Consider the following 17,839-nt stretch of genomic DNA (forward strand, 5'->3'; position numbering starts at 1 on the left):
CGCCGACGGGTCACCGCCCCGCTGATTGCGCCGGGAATACGGGCGGAGGCCAAAGCGGTCGGGCGGAAGGACGGACACGGCTCAGCCCCCATACCGCGCCCGCCGGGCCTCCTTGCACGCTGCGCACAACGTAGAGGCCCGATCCCGTACCGGCATGTGGCCTGGTGGCTTCTCTGCCGCAAGCACCGCCACGCCTCTCGCGTGAGGTGGCATGGCCGGGCCCTCCCGGCTCGGAGGTGGGAAATCCGCCCGAGTTGCCAGCAGGACAGGGAGCGGGAGCGCGCCGTCTGCGTGCACCTGGATGATGCGGGCCGGCCGCCTCCGGCCCGCGGATCCTACTTGGTCAGGCTGATGGGCTTGCAGTCGGGGGTGGCGCAGACGAGATCGTTCTGGTCGTCGGGAAGCATCCGGCTCGCGATCCGCTTCGGGGCAGGGCGCGCCTCGTACTCGGCCAGGACGCTTCCGGACCCGTCCACGACGGTGATCAGGGAGGGGACGATCGTGCCGCCGGTGAGGACGAGCGTGGGCACCAATCCCCTGTACCGGATACTGAACAAGCCCACCTCCTCCGCCTTCACGTCGGCCGGGGCGACCACGGTCAGGCCGCTGTCAGCCTCCGGGTGGATCTCGGTCACCGGGATCGAGCCCAGAGCGGGCGCCGCGGGACCGCCCCCGGATCCCTGGATCGCGCCGAGGTCAGTAACTTCATCGGACATGGTCTCTCCTCACAGGACGGCACGCTGCCTTCCTGGTCAGAGGCTTCCACCGGAGATCACCACCAGGTCGGAACTCCTGCGTGAACGGCCGGAACCCGACGATGGCGCGAACACCCCGCCCGGCGCCCCGTCCGTCACACCGGCCCGAAGAAGGTGCAGTGAAGGTGACACCGGGCGCAGGGGCCGGTTTGGCTGGGCGCCCACGTGACCAGCACGGGGCGCGGGCGGGTGGTGGTGGGGGCCTGCTCGCTCATGCTGCGCTCAGTGCCGTGGGGGTCGGGGTGTGGGTGCGGGCGGTGCGGCGCAGCTCGGCGGCGCCGCACCGCCACTGGGCGGGCGAGGCCCAGTAGGGGTGGGTGGCGAGACGGAGGTCCAGGAGGACCAGGGCGCGCCGCAGCGCGGCCGTGCCAGCCCCGGCGGGGGTGTAGGCGAGGGCGGTGTAGGTCCGCTCCCGTTCCTGCTGGAGGGCGACGAGATCGTGGGGTTTACCGATCGACCTGATGACTAGACGAGCTCTGAGCTGCGGCAATGAGTTGCGTACATGTTCGCGACGACGCGTGAGGACCCTGATGCAAAGGAGCTCGAAGGAAGGTCGAGACGAGCGTCGAGCTCAGGTCGAGGCGGTGCGCGCGCGAATGCGGTGCGCGGTCCGCAGTCCCTGCTTGGCGGCGGTTGCCACGAGGCCGCCGAGGGTGGTTCTGGCGAGGTCGTGGGCGGCGAGGTGTTCCAGTGCTGGCAGGGCCCGGTCGTCGGCGGTGGAGCCGAGGGCGCGGCAGGCCAGTGCTCGGAGGTCTGGGTCGGGATCGGTGGTGAGGGCGATCAGGTCGTCCACCACCGGCGGGCCGAAGGTAGCGATCGCTGAGGCGAGATGACTGGCCTTCGGGTTCCGGCGTTCCATCATGGCCTGCCAGAGCGCAGCGAGTGCCCGGTCGCCGCCGATTTGGCCGAGCGCCAGGGCGGCCCTGCTGCGTACCCAGTTGGTCTCGTCGTTCAGCCGGGCTGTCAGGGCTGGTATGGCGGCGTGTTCCTCAAGGAGGCCGAGCGCCTCGCAGGCACCTTCGCGGATCATCGGATCGGGATGCTCCAGCAGGGCGGTGATGAGGGGAACGGCCTGGCGGAAGCCGAGTTCGGCACAGGCGAGCGCCGACCACCGCACCCCGCGGTGCCCGGTGTCGGCGAGCGCGCGCAGTAGGCCCGGTTCGACGCTCGCGTCGCCGAACAGGGCGATCCGGTTGAGTGTCTTGGTCCAGACGGTGACGTCCTGCGTCCGGTGGTCGGAGGCGACCTCGGACAGGGCTGCCCGGGCCTGGGGGTGGCCGAGTTCGGCCCATTCCAGCAGGGCGTCGATCGCCCGCAGCCGGATCGTGCGGTTCCCGCTCAGCTCGGAGGCGTGGACGGTGACGAGGGATGTCGGCCCGTCCGGCGGGTGGCCGAGTGCGTCCTCGAGCGGGCCGGCGAGTGCTGGTTCGAGCTCGCCCAGCCGCAGGGCCAGTGGGCCGATTCGGGTGCCGACGTCCGCGTCGTAGCGGCCGTCGCCCCGCAGGTTCGCGGCCAGCTTGGCGACCGTACGAAACAGCAGCCATGCGTGGTCCGATGGGGAATTAGCGAGGGCGTCGAGTCGGCCGGACATCGCCGCGGTGACGGCGGTCGGCGGGCGACCGGTGGCCTCCAGGACCGTCTCCGCCCAGGCGAGTGGCTCGCCCTGACGCTCGTAGAGCTGGCGACCCCACAGGCGGAGGACGGAGTCACGGTGGTCGGTCATAGCAGGATCGTTCCAGCAGGGAACACCGACAGCCAACGGGTTTTCCTCGCGGCCGGTCGGGTGCGATCGAGCGCCGCCCGAAAAGCGTTCACGAAATCGCGGACAAGCCTGCGAAATCCTCAGTGCCGCTCTCGTTGCCCAGTTGATTGAGCTGGTCAAGGGGGTAGGGAAGGTGGGGAGCGCGTGCGCGTCGGCTCTGCCAGGCAGTGGTGTCAGACCCGGGTGAGATGCTGTCGATCGCATGTCCTCTTACGAACGGAGCTGCTGGCGATGGGTGTCGACTTCGATGCCGCCTGGTGTGCGACAGATCTCGGCGACCATCGCCCCTGCCGCTATACGTATGAGAGGTATCCCTACGACACCCTGCCGCCTCTGAACAAGAAGCAGCTCACGGGCGTGTTCCAGTGGCTGAGAGATCCAGGCGAGGTCGTCGCCGAGCGGGCGGCGAAGGTGCGGCAGCTGGAGGAGAGGCTGGCTGCCGAAGGACTAACGTTGCCGAAGGACTTCGTCACCTTCCACGTCTCGTCGAACCTGCGAGAGTCCTTGGACTCGGTGTCGGTGACTGGTTGCTGGAGCAGCCTCTCCAAGCCACTGCCGAGCCCAGTTGAGCCGGGTGCGTTCGGGTCTGCCGCACGATCGGGTGACATCTGAACTGGCTTGCCCTGTCGGGTAGGTGGGAAGGATGTCGCTGTGCCCAAGCCTTATCCCCAGGAGTTCCGCGAGGACGTCGTGCGGGTCGCGAGGAACCGCGGTCCGGGCGTCACGGTCGAGCAGGTGGCCGCCGACTTCGGCGTCCACGCGATGACGTTGTGGAAGTGGATGCGCCGCGCGGACATCGACGACGGCGTGAAGCCCGGGACGACCAGCCAGGAGAGCGCGGAACTGAGGGAAGCGCGTCGGCGGATCAAGCTGCTGGAGCAGGAGAACGAGGTCCTGCGGCGGGCAGCGGCCTATCTGTCGCAGGCGAACCTGCCGGGAAAAGGATCTACCCGCTCGTGAAGGAGCTGGCCGGCGACGGGGTGCCCGTCACGGTCGCGTGTCGGGTGCTGAAGCTCGCCAGACAGCCCTACTACCGCTGGCTCGACGAGCCGGTGACCGCAGCCGAGGTCGAGGAGGCCCATCGCGCGCAGGCGCTGTTCGCCGCGCACCGCGACGACCCGGAGTTCGGCTACCGCTTCCTGGCCGACGAGGCCCGCGACGCGGGTGCAGGCATGGCTGACCGCACCGCCTGGCGGATCTGCCGGGACAACCAGTGGTGGAGCGTGTTCGGCAAGAAACGCGGCCGGGCCAAGAAGGCGGGCCCGCCGGTCCACGACGACCTGGTGAACCGCGTCTTCACCGCGACCGGCCCGAACCGCCTGTGGCTCACCGACATCACCGAACACGCCACCGGCGAGGGCAAGCTGTATCTCTGCGCGGTCAAGGACGCCTTCAGCAACCGCATCGTGGGCTACTCCATCGACGCCCGGATGAAGTCCCGCTTGGCAGTGACCGCCCTGGACAACGCCGTCGCCCGGCGACAGAGCGTCGCCGGATGCATCCTGCACAGCGACAGAGGATCACAAGGCGGATTCAATTGGTCGTCGCAACACCCTGATCTCGGAGGTGTGCGGCGTGGCTACGGCGGAATGGAGTTTGAAGACCAGCGATGTTCCGGAGGGGAGGCGTCGGCAGTGGCGTGCTGACCGTGCGTTGCGGCCGGCGATGCGTTCACCGGGGCGGCCTGATCCCTCTCGGGTCGTGCAGCGCCAGTTTTGGCGGCTGATCGCCACGGGGGTCACGACGGTGGAGGCGTCGCTGGCGGTCGGCGTGTCATGGCCGGTGGGTGCGAGGTGGTTTCGTCACGCTGGCGGCATGCCTCCGATCACGTTGGCCGAGCCCTCGGGCCGCTACCTGACGTTCGAGGAGCGCGAGGAGATCGCGATCCTCAGGGCGACGGACAAGGGCGTGCGCGAGATCGCCCGCGCTCTGGGGCGTGACCCGGGGACGATCTCTCGGGAACTGCGCCGCAACGCCGCCACGCGCGCCGGCAAGCAGGAGTACCGCGCGACGGTCGCGCAGTGGAAGGCCCAGCAGGCGGCCAAACGTCCGAAGAGCGCGAAGCTCCTGGGCAACGACCCGTTGCGTGAGTACGTGCAGGAGCGGCTGGCCGGGAACGTCCGCCGGCCTGACGGGACAGTCGTCGCGGGGCCGCAGGCACCTGAGTGGAAAGGGCTGAACAAGCCGCACCGGCAGGACAGACGATGGGCGATGGCATGGAGCCCGGAACAGATCTCGCACCGGCTCCCTGTCGACTTCCCCGAGGATGAGTCCATGCGTATCAGTCATGAGGCGATCTACCAGGCACTGTTCATCGAGGGCCGTGGCGCGCTCAAGCGGGAACTGGTCACGTGCCTGCGCACTGGCCGGGCGCTGCGGGCTCCCCGAGCGCGGTCGCAGAACAAGCCGCGGGGGCATGTCACCGCAGACGTCGTCCTCAGCGAACGCCCCGCCGAGGCCGGGGACCGTGCGGCCCCGGGACACTGGGAGGGCGACTTGATCATCGGGACGGGCCGCTCCGCGATCGGCACGCTCGTCGAGCGCAGCAGCCGCTCCACGCTCCTGGTGCACCTGCCCCGGCTCGAGGGCTGGGGCGAGAATCCGCCCGTGAAGAGCGGCCCCTCGCTCGGGGGCTACGGCGCGATCGCGATGAACACGGCACTCACCACGTCGATGACGCAGTTGCCCGAGCAGCTGCGCAAGACCCTCACCTGGGACCGGGGGAAGGAACTCTCCGGTCATGCCCAGTTCGCTCTCGACACCGGGACGAAAGTGTTCTTCGCCGATCCGCACTCGCCCTGGCAGCGACCGACGAACGAGAACACGAACGGGCTACTGCGCCAGTACTTCCCCAAGGGAACCGACCTGGCCAGATGGTCTGCCGAGGACCTCGAGGCCGTCGCCCTGGCGATCAACAATCGACCCCGCAAAGTTCTCGGCTGGAAGACTCCCGCCGAGGTCTTCGGTGAGCAGCTACTCTCGATCCAAGAAGCCGGTGTTGCAACGACTGGTTGAACTCGCCCAATTTCGCTCCCGGAAACTCGTCCGGGCCCTCGGCCACCACCAGATGGTGATGATGTGCATCGGTCTGTCAGTGATTTTTCGGCGTTGATATGTCAGTGGTTCATCGGGTGATTTCCGCTGGTCAGTGGGTGTGTGGGCTGACTTTTGGTACTGACAGTTGGTGCCGATTTCGCGCTGACGTCTTTGACGTTTTGCCTGGTCAGTTTGGTGGAGATTGGTACTGGGCTTTCGGGGTCTGCGTGGGCCCGTGGCTGAGGTGTTGGGACTTCGAAGTGTGGCCTCAACCCTTGGGCCTCCGGGTGGCGTTCGGGTTGCTGCTCTGCCGTTGCGGATGGCGGGGAGGGGCTCGGGCCCGGATGGGGAATCGGGGTCTCGGAGCGTGGAAGCAGGTTGGTTGTGGCCTTCGGGGAGCAGGCTGGCGCCGGGCGGCCCTGGACGGCACCGGTCTCCTGCGCGCGCTCCGGTGGTATGGGGTGTCAGTGGGGTAGGCGGATGTGGATGCTGGTGGCGTGTTCGGTGAGGGTGGCGGCATCGCGGGCGGTGATGAGGGGATAGAGGGCGCTGGTCGGGGGACGGCTGGTGTCTTGATGGTGGTGGTGTGCTGCGGTGATGAGGGTGTGGGCCCAGGCGGGCAGGGCGTGGATCCGGCACCGGTGGTGGGTGTGGGGGTCGTGAACTTTGACGTGGGTTCCGTCGGGGTGGACGTCGGTGCCGCGGATCAGCGCGAGGCGGGCGGGGCCGGCTCCGGTGAGCAGGGTGGTGGTGAGGGCTGCGGCGTGGAGGGGGTGGGCGAGGGTGTGCAGGCGGTCGGCGAGCTCTGCGTGGCCGTCGCTTGCCGGTGTTCCGGGTCGAGCTAAGCGGGGGAGTGGTTCGACACCCTGGCAGGGGCTTCTTCTGGCCCGTGGCACGGCGAGGCCGGGCAGGGACTGCGGTGGGTCGAGCCAGGGGAAGGACATCCGTGGCGGTCGGCGGTCGGCGGTGGTGCCGGTGCCGGTCGGGGTGGTGAGGGTGCGGGTGGTGTGGTGGTCGATGCCAGCCAGAAGTTGGCGGAGGGTCGGGGTGGGGCGGGTGTGCCAGAGCAGGGTGAGGTGGATGCCGGTGTGTTCTCGCAGGTGAAGGAGTTGGCGTAGGCGGTGTTCGGTGAGCCGGTGGGCGCGGGTGACGGTCAGGCCGCTGATGTGGAGAGCAAGGATCCAGGCGCGGACCGCCATCCATGCGGGGGTGAGGGAGTCGGCCCAGGCGCCGTTGCCGGCCGGGGTGCCGAAGCAGGTTTTACCGAGTGCGTGGAGGACGTCCTGCGCCAGGGCGGCAGGCGCTGTGGTGGCGGGGGTGGGGTCCACGGTGATCCGTCCGGCCGCTGGCTGGTGCGAAGCCAGTGCCCGGGCGGTCGTGGCCGGGAGGTCGTCGGTGTCGATGACGATGGTGACGGGCGGTGCCCGAGCCGGTAGAGGGGTGGCCGCGGGACCGGCGCCAGGCACTACATGCCGCCGATTTTGCTGTAGACCCAGTGGATGAGGGGTTCGTCGACCTCGGTCAGGTTCTTCTTCCGCATTCCGTTGATGACGTGGGCGGTGATGCAGGCCCAGTTGCGGAAGCTGCCGTGGGCGGCCTGCTTGTCGACGGTCTCGATCAGTGCGGGTGTGGTGGTGGCCCAGACGGGGTGGAAGACGGGGATGGTCTGGAGGACTTCGGCGCGGGAGAGGCGGCTGAACTCCTGCCAGACATGGATGCGGGAGGCGAGCATCGGTTCGCGCCGCAGGACTTTGTAGCAGCCGTCGCCGCCAGCGAAGATCACCGCGATATCAGTGCGTTTGTCGTCCCACAGGTGTCGCCAGTACTCGAACGAGTTCTTCTTCATCCACTGCGCCTCGTCGCAGACCAGGATGCGGAACTCCTCGGAGAGGGCGTCTTTGAGGAGGTTGTCGAACTCGATGGGCCGGATGGGAGGTTCCCCCGGCAGGCCGAGTGCGTTGAACAGTCCGTGGCGGATGTCGCGGGGGGTGGGGCCGGCCCGTAGTTCCAGGCGGTGGGTGCGGTCGGGGGCCAGGAGCCGTAGGGCGGAGTTGACGGACATGGTCTTCCCGGATCCGGCGGGCCCGTACACGCACATCATGGCTTTGGCCTCGATGACGGTCTCGATGTTGTCCCGGGTGGTCAGGAGGGCTTCGGTGCCGACGAGTTGCGCGTCGGGCAGGGCCAGGAAATGGTCGGCGGTCTCGGGTGGCAGCACACCGTAGTCGAGGTCGATCATGGCGGGTCTGTCTCCTTGTGATCGTTGGCTGATGCGGCTTTCCTCGGGGGCGGGGGAACGGGGCGGGCCCAGGTGTCGGGTACTGGGGCGTGGGGGATGTAGTCGGGGCGGGCCAGTTCGCGCAGTCCACGCTGGTCGGCGGCTCGTAGTTCCGCGTCGGCTTCTTCGGCGGTGAGCGTGTTCAGCTGTTTGGGGACCTTGGCGGTGGTGACGGCCTCGAACCGCTTACGGCGTAGCTTCTCGGCGGCCTTGAGATCGGCCCGAAGGCGGCGGGCCGCACTGGTGCGGGCGGACTGGACGGCTGCGAACTGCTCGACGTCGGCGGTATCGGCGAGGAAGGCCCTGCCCAGGTGGCGTCCGCTGGCCGGGTCGAACACTTCGATCTCTTCGTCGTGGTGCGGCAGCCGGCGCACGGTGACCGGGTCGCCCGCGCAGCCGACCATCCAGTCGGCGATGTAGTCGCGGCGCCGAAACCGAACGCCGCTGGTCGAGATCATCCGGATGCGGCCGTCGCCTTCCAGCCCGAAGCCGATCAGCGCTTCCCTGGGTACGTCGGTGATCGGGGTGGGGTCGGCCTGCCATGACTGCAGGGGAGTGCGGCCTCCCAGGGCGGGGGAGAGGTGGGCGGTGTTCCACCAGTGCACCCACTCGAGCAGCTTGGTGATGAACGCGTCGAATGGCAACGCCGGGGCGTCCGGGTCTGCCAGCCGGCCACCCGGCAGGCGCTGACGGTGCCGGTAGCGGGGAAGGGTGACCAGGAACATCTTCTCGACAGAGTCGTTGAGCGCCTCGATGCTGCCCTTCAGATACGGCGTCCAGGCCGGAAGATCCACCACCGGCACCGCGAACGTCCCCAGCGCACCGGTCACCGCCTCACACAGGAACTCCTTGCCCCGGTCGATCCGCACCTGCCCCGGCAGTCCGCCCACCGGGCCGAACACCGCCTCGTCACGGACCAGAGCAACACGCAGCGCCGCGAGTACACCGTCCCTGCTGGGAGCATGCGCGGTAACGGAAGCCCCGGTGATCACATTGTGTGCGCAGTCGATGAACCAGGTCACCCACGGAGTGACCAGTTCTCCTTCCAGGTCCACCTCGACGGCCAGGTGCTTGTGATCGCCCTCCCATGCCGCGTTGCGATGGGACGGCGGCCGCTTGCCGAACACGTCGTGGGCGCGCCTGGCCACTTCACCCGACCGGAGCCCGGCACGCTCCCCACGGGTCAGATCCCGCCGCAGTGCACGGTGCAGCGTCGACAAAGACGGAACCGACCCGGGACCCTGCCCCTCCGCGGCCCGCCGCGCCAACTCCTCGTGCAGACGCGAAGCGTTCCCGCCGTAGAAGGCCAGCAGACGCCGGACCTCCGCCGTCACCACGAACTGCGCCACTGCTTTGCGCTCCGCCCGGCCCTCACTGCGGGCCGCCGACAGCCACCGCCACACCGTCCGCTCACTGCGCCCCACCGACACCGCCACCAAACGCACGTGCTCGGCCGTCAGCTCACCCCGCCCGTCCAACTCCAACAACCGCGGCACCGCCGCGGCTCGCCCCAAGGCTGGCGAGAACACCCCGCCTCTTGCCTCTCGGGCCTCCTTCGCTTCCTCGTCACGCACTACACCGTCATCCCAGACCGAGGACTCCAACAACCCCTATATGCCGATAACAGGAAGATCCAGGTGTTCGCCCTGGAATAATGCCTTTCCTCTTGCAGCGTGTCGCCCGGTTGTCGCTGCAGCGGTCTCCGGATCCGAAGGCCTGGCTCGGCGCTCGACTGGGCCCCTATCAGCGGGTCCTGTTCATGCCTGGCTCGGTGAGCTGCGCTTGGTCGAGCGGTCTTTGGCCCTGGTTCTGTTTCGTGATCCGCATCCCGGTCCGGTGCTCGCCGCCTTCTGTGAACGGATGCGTATTCGGCCCGAATCGCTCTCTCCCAGTGCCTGCGATAAGCGCTCTGGCGCTTCTACCGGGACCACCAAGATCTTCTGAGCGCGCGCAGGTGTTCCCGGACGGCAGCGATGTAGGCGGTCTCCAACGTCTGCAGCGTGCTGAGGTCGATCTGCGCCGGCGGGATGTTCATGGCCGTGTCGCTCTCGATGGGAGACACTTCCCACGCTGCGCGCATGGCCGCTCCGGCCGTCTTACGCAGCTCCTGGACGAGCTCCGCGTAAGCAGCGCCCACTACTTCGGACTCGATCTTCGTCCACGCAAGGTGGTAGGAGAGGTTGCCCTGGATCTCCCGCAACGTCTCCGACAGCCGCACGCGTTCCTCGGCTGCGGCGTCGAACCGGCGCCGCCTGATTGCGTAAGGCATCTCCTTGTAGGCGCCGTGGGCGGCGAAGGCCTCGGCGAAGGCGGTCCTGAGCCTGCTGATCTCCTCCTCCCGGCTCTTTCGCCGTGTCAGCCATATGTTGATGGCCGCCGTGAGCATGGCGGCGAGGAACGCCCCGGACACCACGGCCGGCAACACCGAGGTGGCATCAGCCGCGGCAGGTGCCGCGGGGGGAGCTGAAGGAACCACGGTGGCCGTCGACACCACCGGAACTGGCAGGGAAGGGGCCGCAGGTGGCGCGGAAGGCACCGCTGCGGTCGCCGATCCTGAGGGAGTCGGCGGCGCAAGTGCCGTCTGCACGGACGTCATGACGACCTCCAAGCCGATACCGGGCACGCCGTTCACGTGCCGTGGGGAGCTTCCTGGCCGGGCCACTCGCCCGTGCCGCGCCACCATTGTTCACGCAGTAGATGGGCCACCACATGCCCCAACAAGGCCTCCGGCCCGTCCTTGCGGATCCAGCGCTGCTCAGGCGCATCGTACGGGTACCACATGCACAGAGCGCCATCGGAATAGCGGTGAGGCGACTTGGACGGCCCATCGGTGTACACGTGCGGCACGTCGGGGGCCGCTGGGCCGAAAACGATCGAGACCGTCTGCTCGACGACGTCCGCGACCCGCAGCTGGACGGCCAGGGCGAAGCCACCGCGGAAGCGGCGCGGAGGCGGGATGACCCTGACCGCCTGGCCGCAGGCGGCCAGGCGGCGCTGGAAGGCGATGCGGGCCGCCGGCCTGGCGAACCAGGCCGGCGCACGCCAGGCAGGACGGCGTCTCACGCGTGATGCCCGGCGCCGTAGGCCCGGGTGGGCCGTACATCGGCCGCCGGCCCGCGCAGCCCCAGCGCCACCGTCGTGACAGGGGCGTACTGCCGCAGCGCCGCGATCTTGCCCGCGAAGCTGTCGGACACCGGGGCCTGCACGTACCGGTAGAACACCCCCGACAGTGCCGACAGCACCGCCTCGCGGTCGTCGTCGACCGCCAGAGCCTCGGCCACGCCGTCCGCGGCCCCGCGCAGCCGCCGGGCCGCAGTCTCGCGTCCCACCAGCAGCTTCACGTTCGGCGAGACCCCCAGCGGGTCCTTGGTCGCCGTCCCGGCCTCCACCCGGGCCGCAGCCCTGTTCAGCACCGCGCTCAGCGCCTTCGCCACGCCCATCCCCGGCTCGATGAACTCCCACGCCCAGACCGTCAGGTTGTGCGAGGAGAAGCCCGGCTGGGAGTACTGCTTGTTCCACGCCTTCAGCAGGCGCACCACCCTGCGGCGGGTACGGCGCTGGGACTGCGTCCCGCCGGTGAAGAGCTCGACGTGCCCCTCCGGGTCGGACGCCTCCCACCGGTCGGTCTCCAGGTTCGGGATCCACAGCCCACCCCCCTCCTTCCGGGTGAGGGCCACGACCAGGTCCACCGTCGGGTCCTGGCCGTCGACCGGCTCCCGGAAGGTGATTTTCGGGCCGCGCTTGGAGGTGCCGCAGCGGGCCTTCGGGTACACCTTGCGCACCGCGGGGCCGAGCAGCGCGCACAGCTCGGTGGTGATCGCGGTCGGCGTCTCGCCGCCCCCGTCCGGCCCGAGCTGCGGATACACGCGCCGGTCCAGGACGACTCCGCCGTCACCGTCGCCGACCGGGTGGATGAAGGTGTGCTGGGGCAGCGAACCACTGCGGTAGGTCCGCCGGGCGCCCGTGAAGCCGATCGCGCTCGCGCTGACCAGGTCCAGCCGCGTACGTGCCTGCGCCAGCGGCTCAGGGTGGGCATCGATCTGGCTGCGGATGTCGTTGAGGATGTCCTCGGTGTATCCCATGAAGATGTGTCCGTTCAGGTGAGGGGCGCTGAGCGCCGCACATCGCCCGGGACGTTCCCCGGGCGGAGCCGTCACTCGGCGGCTCACCCTCCTCTGACGTCACACCGTCGAGATCGTCCGGGCTGCCCTCTCCCTCTCTGAGATCAGGTCAGGAACAGTCGCGGCAGATTGTGTTCGCACCCTCGAACCGGGACAGGGCCAGGACCATGAAGCACTCCTTGCAGGCACGGTCGCTCCGCCTCCTGGCGGCCGTGCAGCCACAGTGCCCCTGCCCGCATGAAGGGTCCCCGCACTCTGCACATCCCTGCTCGGTGATCTTGAACGACTCCCCGCACGTCTCGCACTCCCACCAGGAACCGAACCGGGAGCTCCCGGTCCGTGGTCGCGGCGCTGTGAAGGCACGCCAGGCCACGTTGTCCTCGGCGAGCACCGCGATCAGATAGTCCTCGTCACACCAGGCCGCCTGCCCGTACAGCAGATCGCTCTGATGGCCGGACCGGTAGAGCACGAACGTCTTGTCGCGCTCCACCGTGGCGCGGGTCCCCAAGGCCGCAGCCAGGAGCGGGGTACCCGACTGGTCGGAGCCACGGGCCGGCGGAATCATGCCGTGAGCCGCAGCGAACAGCACATGGCCCGCGGCGTCGAACAGGACGACCGCGCCCCCACCGGCCAGGTACTGCGCCGCACGCACACAGCACGCTTCGCGTGAGGCCCGAGAGGCGCGGAACATGGCGACCACATCGTCGGCGCAGGGCCCGCGGCGGCGTACGTCCGCGCCAATCTGCGCATCCGGCACGAGGATGCGCGCGGCGAAGGCGTCACATGCGGCTTCCTCGAACGCTTCGGAGTCCTCCCAGTCGAACAGGAGCTGCCCCAGCTCGGGGTCGGTCTGCTGGAGATGGTGGCCCAGCTCGTGCAGGCCAGTGAATCCACGGCGCCGATGTGATCGGGCCGCCCCGACCACCAGCGTGGGGGGATCGGTCTGCGACCGGTAGCTGCCGGCGACCGAGCACCGGCCACCGTCGTCCGACGCGGCCTCCAGCGACACTTGGACGTCCGTCCAGCGGCCCAGCTCGGTCAGCGGATCAGCGCGCAGCGCTTCAATGGCGCCGGGGTGCAGTCGCTCAAGAGCCGAGATCATCGCCTCCGCCTGGCGCGGAGCCTCCTGGTCGAACCGGCGCCGTGTCATGTGCCGCCCTTTGTACTGTCTTCGCCGCCGAGGAACTGCTGTAGACGGGCGTCCCAGTCGGCCGCGCCACCGCCTGTTTCGCGAGCTGCCAGGGCGAAGGCGCCGTAGCTGCCCCAAAGACGTGCCTGGGCTTCGCTGATCTCCAGTTGCCGGGCGCGGCGTACCCATACCGAGCGCCACCGCGGGTGCTCCATGGCCTGGACGAGGTCGGCGGGCAGGGGGCGGACCGTCTGGGCGATCTGCTCTGCGCTCAGCCCGGTTGCCGAGGCGATGGCACCGATCCGGTCGGCAGGCAGCGGGGCCTTGCCGCGAAGCAGTTTCATGACCTCGGGCTGCGGCATCTCCAAGGCAGAGCACAGCGTCTTCAAGTCCAACCGGTCGCCGAGCAGCGACGCCAAGGTCTCGGGAGGCCGTCCGCTCTCCTGAACCGGAAGACCGGGAGCATGTTGCAGATGCTCCAGATCATCAGCGAGGCCGGCTCGCGTCTCGGCGTCGGGTTCCAGGGCAGAACGGATCATCTGTCCCTGGCGTACCCCTGCCGCGGCCGGCGCCGACCGGCCCTGAGCCCGAGCCGCCGCACACCCCACGATGTCCTCGTCCCAGGCATCGACCACGCGCTCCAGCACGCGCATGGGGACACAGGAGAGCAGCCCTGCCCACACGGTGGCCTCGACGCCGAACGCGGTACGTGCCCCGTCGACCACCACGCTGGTCTCATCCTCACCGGGCGGGTCGATCGTGACAGGGACGGCGTTCACCTCACGGGCCTGCACATCCAGGATCAGCACAAGCACGCTGACCTTGTCCCAGCGTGCCCGCCACACCTGACCAGCCTTGATCTCCGCCTGAGCCGGATCACCGAAGCGCTCTCTCAGCCCTGCCTCCGACAGAGCACGCGGCCCACGCATCTGCTGGGCCAGGTCCAGGAACCGCTGCGGCACTTTCGAGTCACTCATGGTGTCCTCCCGCATCCATCGACTGAGCAGGCCTCCACCCTCGACTGACGTCATACCGGCCAGGACGTCCGGCCCAGGCTCCACTCATCGTGCCTGCGCCGCTTCGCTGCACAGCCGGATCACCTCCGACCCCACCGAACGTACTTGGTCTCCGTCTCCGTTCCCGACGAGCTGCTGCAGTTTCTCCTTCAGACGTGTTCTGTGCTGATAGGCCTGGGTCCGGCCGCAGCCCAACAACGCCTGGAGCTCGCTCAGGCTCTCCAGATAAGTGACCATGCCCCGCTCCTGAGGGCTGAGCATGGCCACGATCTGTGCCGCGGCAGACGCCGCACCGGCCTCGTCGTCGCGAGCAAGCACGATCTCCTCCGGGGAGGCGTGCGTACTGACGGTGATCTGCGATCCCGCATCGTCGGGGAGCGGGAGGACTCTCGGATCCAGCGCCACAGGAAAGCGAGCGATGAACACCTCGACGAACTGCGCGACCTCCATCGATCCGGTGGCGGTTGACAAAACCGCACGGATCACAGCTTCCAGCGACTTCCTGTCAGCGAGAGGGGCACGACGCGTTTCACTGGTCCACTTCGGAATCTTGATGTTCGGCACGGCGTACGCGGCTTCGACGAGCAGGTCGGGGGGACCGGACCAGGGCTGCACCGTGGTGCCGGACAAGCGCCACCTACCGGCCCCCGCCTCGCCAGGCGGCACCACCTCGAAGGCACTGCAGTCCGTCAGCACCTCTTCCAGCGAGCGCCTGACCGAACCGAGCGCAGTCTTGCGTGCCTGGTCGATCAACCAGCGCCGGATCGACGTCCGCAGCAATCGTCCGACACTGCCATCGTCGGTGGCCAGAGCCAGGAGATTGGCGGTGACCGCCTGGAGGCGATCTGCCAGGAACTCACTCAGCAGATCCTCCTCATCGGCCTGCTGCCAGCCGGCCAGCGGAGCTAGAACGGGAAAGCGCTGCACTTCCTGCCGCACCAGCGTCCCTGTCAGAGTCAGACACGCGGGGCCGAAACACCCGAGTTCGTGCAGTTCGTCGAATACGGAAATAGCCGGTACCTCCCCTCGATGGGCGAACCGTACGCCAAGGAGCCCTTCCGGCACAGGAACTTGCCCATTCCAGCTCGCACCGCGTCCGCACACCCGCTGAGGTGGCGACCGCGGTGTTCACCACTGCGTCCTGCACCCAGCTGCGCACCGTCCACATCCACGATCTGGGCCCGGGTGCCTCCGCCATCACGCTCCACGACAACGGGCTTAGCCAAGGCTGCATGACCCATCAGGTCCCGTTGTGGGCCCGTCCATTGCTGCTTGCGGCCCGCCGCCTCTGGGACATCGCCACCGGCACCAGCGGTCCACTCTTCACCGACCCGCTGGGCAGCACCGGCCTGCCGTTCCCGACCACCTTCGCCGAAAGCTCCGCCCACCCCAACCACCCAGACCTGCGCCACGTAAGCGGAGAGCCTGCACAGCGCCGCGCCGGAAGCAGCAGCACAAGACCATTTGGCCGGCGTGCACCGTCCACTACGGACTGGCCTGGGCGATGAGTGAACCCGACCTGATGCGGCTCTTCCCGTACCCACCTCCCCACACCCGCAAGACCATCGCGAGGAGGAAGAAGGGGTGGCTGCCGCCGGACTACGGACTGCGCGAGTGACGTTCCAGCCGGACAGGGCGCTGCGGATCCTCAACTGCGCAGATTCATCGGTCTTCGACATGCGACGAAGGCTTCTGAGATTCGGATGGGGGCCTGTTCTCCAGACTCGATCCAGGCTTCAGAATGAATCAAACTCTTGAGGCTGGCATGATCGGGTCATGCTGCGTGTTGTTGAGTTCTTTGTGGCTCCGGATGATGGGGCGGTCGCTGGCGTGGGGCCGAGGCGTCGTGGTCATGGGTTTCCGGCGTTCGGGTGTGCGGATTTCTTTCCCGATGATGCGGTGGAGGACTGGGAGGTTCTCCTCGTCGGGGGTGTGGCATCGGACCCGCGTGTTGTGGTGCCGATGAGGAATGACGGTTTCATGGTGTTCGAGCTCCCCGGGAGACTGTGTTCGGCGCTGGCGGCGGCGAGTAGGAGCCGGCTTGTTGAGGTTGCGGCCGAGTGGGTCGAGCTTGCCGAGGCGAAGGACGGGGCGCCAGCAGAGGTGGCGGTTGAGATCCTCACAGAGGTGGCCGATCTGGCTCGTACCGCAGGAGATCTGGGCCAGCCCCTGTACTGCTGGTACTTCGCGCCTTGAGCCGGGAGTCTGTGATGACCGAGTTTCTTGAGAACCCGTGGACTCCCGCACATCAGGCGGTGGAGTCGGGTGACCATGCGGAGCTGGCCCGCCTCCTTGACGCGGGTGGGGACCCGGAAGAGGTCTGCTGCGGGATGACCCTCCTGCTCCACGCGATTGATGTGGAAGGGGACGGGGCACTCCAGTCCGGCGGGCCGCTCGACTCTTCGCTCACTGCGATCTTGCTCGCCTACGGGGCCGACCCCACCGCAACACCTGATGGTGAGACTCCGCGAGAGTTGGCGAGCTCCTACAACCACGACATGGCAGTCAGGCTCCTGGATCGGCACACAGCAGCCCTCACGGCCCCTGCTGCCAGCCCGCGGAGCGGGCTGTTGTCCTGGAGGCGGAGCCGGAAGGACTGAGGGTAGGAGCGAAGCGGGGACACCCTACGGGACCCTGTGAGCTCCTCCTTGGGGAGGAGTGTGGTCTTTGGTTGCGCCTGTTTGGATTGCAGCTGGAGGGCTGAGTCCGACGGGGGTGGCGCGTGATGGGTTTCTTGCTGGAGCTCGTTTTTGGCGGTCTGCTGACGTGGGGTCATGAGAAGCGCCAGGCCAGGAGGAAGGCTCGGAGTTTCGGGGAAGGGGCGGAGGTGGGTTTCGTTGCCTGCGTCCTTGGTGACCGCCCGTACTGCCAGGATGAGGCGTTGGTTTTCCTCTGGGCTACGGGTTCTACGCTTCATGTCACGCCGACGGAGTTCAGGGACCTTCACCGAAGCGCACTTCCCGCAGCGCGGTTGGAGTTGGTTCGGGTCCGGTCGAGAGGCCGTACGGATTCACGGTTGGTGAAGTACGGCTGGCAGGTGGCCGAGTGCCGCGACGGTGATGCTGTGGTGCTGGTCGGGTGTGCTCCGGATTCGATGCGGTATCTGACAGGCAGTCTGAACGCGCAGGGAGTCAGCTAGCGAGATCGTGGCACGGGATCGAAGGCGGAGGCCCGTACCCCGTCAAACGGTGTCACCTCCCGGGCGGAGCGGGACGGGGCCAGCGGTAGACCTGGTGGCGTCGAGGCGGGACTGGAGCGATCATCACCCTGGAGGGGCTGATGGAGACGAAGAGCGTGTGGCCGGAGCTGATGGGGAAGCCGGCGGAGGAGGCCCGCCAGCAGATCGGGGCGGAGTTCCCGGAGATTGCGGTCCATGTGGTGCCTGAGGGCAGCATGGTGACGATGGACTTCAATGAGCAGCGGGTGAGGCTCTTCGTGACGGACGGCAAGGTGGTCCGGGAGCCCAGGCGTGGATAGTCTTTGCTGCCAGCTTGGGCCTGCGGAGCAGGCCTGGGGCCCTGGAGGCGGAGCCAGAAGGGCTCTGGGGTGGGGGAGCGGACCCGCCCAACGGGCCGTAAGCCCGGGCCCCGTGAAACGGGGTCACCTCCCGCGCGTAGCGTGGGAGCTCTGGAGCCTGCGGAGCAGGCCCCGCTCTGGTGGAGCGCAGCGGAACCAGAGCCATTCCGGAGCGAAGCGAAGGCCCCCGGCCGAAGGCCGGCCATGGCTCGGAGCGAAGCGCAGA

Annotated in this window: 18 protein-coding genes; 6 read left to right on the forward strand and 12 right to left on the reverse strand. The window is 68.4% G+C overall.

The annotated features are described in order from the left end of the window. Nucleotides 1-335: 335 nt before the first annotated feature. From AC3IX6_RS39140 to AC3IX6_RS39150, 3 genes are all read right to left on the reverse strand, one after another. Nucleotides 336-716 carry a hypothetical protein gene (locus AC3IX6_RS39140; RefSeq protein ID WP_489368060.1) on the reverse strand — a complete coding sequence of 127 codons (381 nt, stop codon included), beginning with the start codon at nucleotides 714-716 and terminating at the stop codon, nucleotides 336-338. 250 nt (nucleotides 717-966) lie between these two features. Continuing rightward, nucleotides 967-1,245, reverse strand: a complete 279-nt coding sequence (locus tag AC3IX6_RS39145; RefSeq protein ID WP_489368061.1) for a hypothetical protein — start codon at nucleotides 1,243-1,245, stop codon at nucleotides 967-969. A gap of 81 nt (nucleotides 1,246-1,326) precedes the next feature. Beyond that, entirely contained in the window at nucleotides 1,327-2,478 is a 1,152-nt protein-coding gene (locus tag AC3IX6_RS39150) for a HEAT repeat domain-containing protein (protein ID WP_489368062.1), read from the reverse strand. Between the two features lie 270 nt (nucleotides 2,479-2,748). Here AC3IX6_RS39150 and AC3IX6_RS39155 point away from each other — a divergent pair, with 270 nt between their 5' ends. The 4 genes from AC3IX6_RS39155 to AC3IX6_RS39170 are packed head-to-tail and all read left to right on the forward strand — an operon-like array spanning nucleotide 2,749 to nucleotide 5,532. Continuing rightward, nucleotides 2,749-3,129 carry a hypothetical protein gene (locus AC3IX6_RS39155; protein WP_489368063.1) on the forward strand — a complete coding sequence of 127 codons (381 nt, stop codon included), beginning with the start codon at nucleotides 2,749-2,751 and terminating at the stop codon, nucleotides 3,127-3,129. A gap of 39 nt (nucleotides 3,130-3,168) precedes the next feature. Beyond that, a complete protein-coding gene (locus AC3IX6_RS39160; RefSeq protein WP_328898144.1) occupies nucleotides 3,169-3,477 on the forward strand; it encodes a transposase in 309 nt (102 codons plus the stop codon). Further along, nucleotides 3,474-4,163, forward strand: coding sequence for a DDE-type integrase/transposase/recombinase (locus tag AC3IX6_RS39165; protein WP_489368064.1), 690 nt, complete (start codon nucleotides 3,474-3,476; stop codon nucleotides 4,161-4,163). Before AC3IX6_RS39160 ends, AC3IX6_RS39165 begins: the two co-directional genes overlap by 4 nt. Next, a complete protein-coding gene (locus AC3IX6_RS39170) occupies nucleotides 4,114-5,532 on the forward strand; it encodes an IS30 family transposase (protein ID WP_489368065.1) in 1,419 nt (472 codons plus the stop codon). Before AC3IX6_RS39165 ends, AC3IX6_RS39170 begins: the two co-directional genes overlap by 50 nt. 485 nt (nucleotides 5,533-6,017) lie before the next feature. Here the strand turns inward: AC3IX6_RS39170 and AC3IX6_RS39175 are convergent, their stop codons facing one another. The 9 genes from AC3IX6_RS39175 to AC3IX6_RS39215 all read right to left on the reverse strand — a co-directional run bounded on the left by AC3IX6_RS39175 (nucleotide 6,018) and on the right by AC3IX6_RS39215 (nucleotide 15,036). Next, nucleotides 6,018-6,881, reverse strand: coding sequence for a hypothetical protein (locus tag AC3IX6_RS39175; RefSeq protein ID WP_489368066.1), 864 nt, complete (start codon nucleotides 6,879-6,881; stop codon nucleotides 6,018-6,020). 137 nt (nucleotides 6,882-7,018) lie between these two features. Further along, nucleotides 7,019-7,792 carry an AAA family ATPase gene (locus tag AC3IX6_RS39180; protein WP_254386552.1) on the reverse strand — a complete coding sequence of 258 codons (774 nt, stop codon included), beginning with the start codon at nucleotides 7,790-7,792 and terminating at the stop codon, nucleotides 7,019-7,021. After that, complete coding sequence (locus AC3IX6_RS39185; RefSeq protein ID WP_374684052.1) at nucleotides 7,789-9,327, reverse strand: Mu transposase C-terminal domain-containing protein; 1,539 nt, start codon at nucleotides 9,325-9,327, stop codon at nucleotides 7,789-7,791. The genes AC3IX6_RS39180 and AC3IX6_RS39185 overlap by 4 nt, the downstream gene beginning before the upstream one ends. A gap of 422 nt (nucleotides 9,328-9,749) precedes the next feature. Next, nucleotides 9,750-10,427, reverse strand: a complete 678-nt coding sequence (locus tag AC3IX6_RS39190) for a hypothetical protein (protein WP_489368067.1) — start codon at nucleotides 10,425-10,427, stop codon at nucleotides 9,750-9,752. Nucleotides 10,428-10,459: 32 nt separating this feature from the next. Continuing rightward, nucleotides 10,460-10,894: a type II CBASS E2 protein gene (locus tag AC3IX6_RS39195; RefSeq protein WP_254386555.1), complete on the reverse strand. Its 435-nt coding sequence runs from the start codon at nucleotides 10,892-10,894 to the stop codon at nucleotides 10,460-10,462. Next, complete coding sequence (locus AC3IX6_RS39200; RefSeq protein WP_489368068.1) at nucleotides 10,891-11,913, reverse strand: hypothetical protein; 1,023 nt, start codon at nucleotides 11,911-11,913, stop codon at nucleotides 10,891-10,893. The genes AC3IX6_RS39195 and AC3IX6_RS39200 overlap by 4 nt, the downstream gene beginning before the upstream one ends. Nucleotides 11,914-12,061: 148 nt before the next feature. Next, entirely contained in the window at nucleotides 12,062-13,102 is a 1,041-nt protein-coding gene (locus tag AC3IX6_RS39205; RefSeq protein WP_489368069.1) for an ImmA/IrrE family metallo-endopeptidase, read from the reverse strand. Further along, nucleotides 13,099-14,058 (reverse strand): hypothetical protein, encoded by a 960-nt coding sequence (locus tag AC3IX6_RS39210; protein ID WP_489368070.1) that lies wholly within the window; start codon nucleotides 14,056-14,058, stop codon nucleotides 13,099-13,101. The genes AC3IX6_RS39205 and AC3IX6_RS39210 overlap by 4 nt, the downstream gene beginning before the upstream one ends. Nucleotides 14,059-14,142: 84 nt before the next feature. After that, complete coding sequence (locus tag AC3IX6_RS39215; protein WP_254386559.1) at nucleotides 14,143-15,036, reverse strand: hypothetical protein; 894 nt, start codon at nucleotides 15,034-15,036, stop codon at nucleotides 14,143-14,145. A gap of 837 nt (nucleotides 15,037-15,873) precedes the next feature. Between AC3IX6_RS39215 and AC3IX6_RS39220 the strand changes: the two genes are divergently transcribed. Further along, entirely contained in the window at nucleotides 15,874-16,293 is a 420-nt protein-coding gene (locus tag AC3IX6_RS39220; protein WP_254386560.1) for a hypothetical protein, read from the forward strand. Nucleotides 16,294-17,376: 1,083 nt separating this feature from the next. Then, entirely contained in the window at nucleotides 17,377-17,574 is a 198-nt protein-coding gene (locus AC3IX6_RS39225; RefSeq protein WP_489368071.1) for a serine protease inhibitor, read from the forward strand. Nucleotides 17,575-17,839: the final 265 nt, after the last annotated feature.

Source organism: Streptomyces sp. GL_141, from assembly GCF_057834385.1.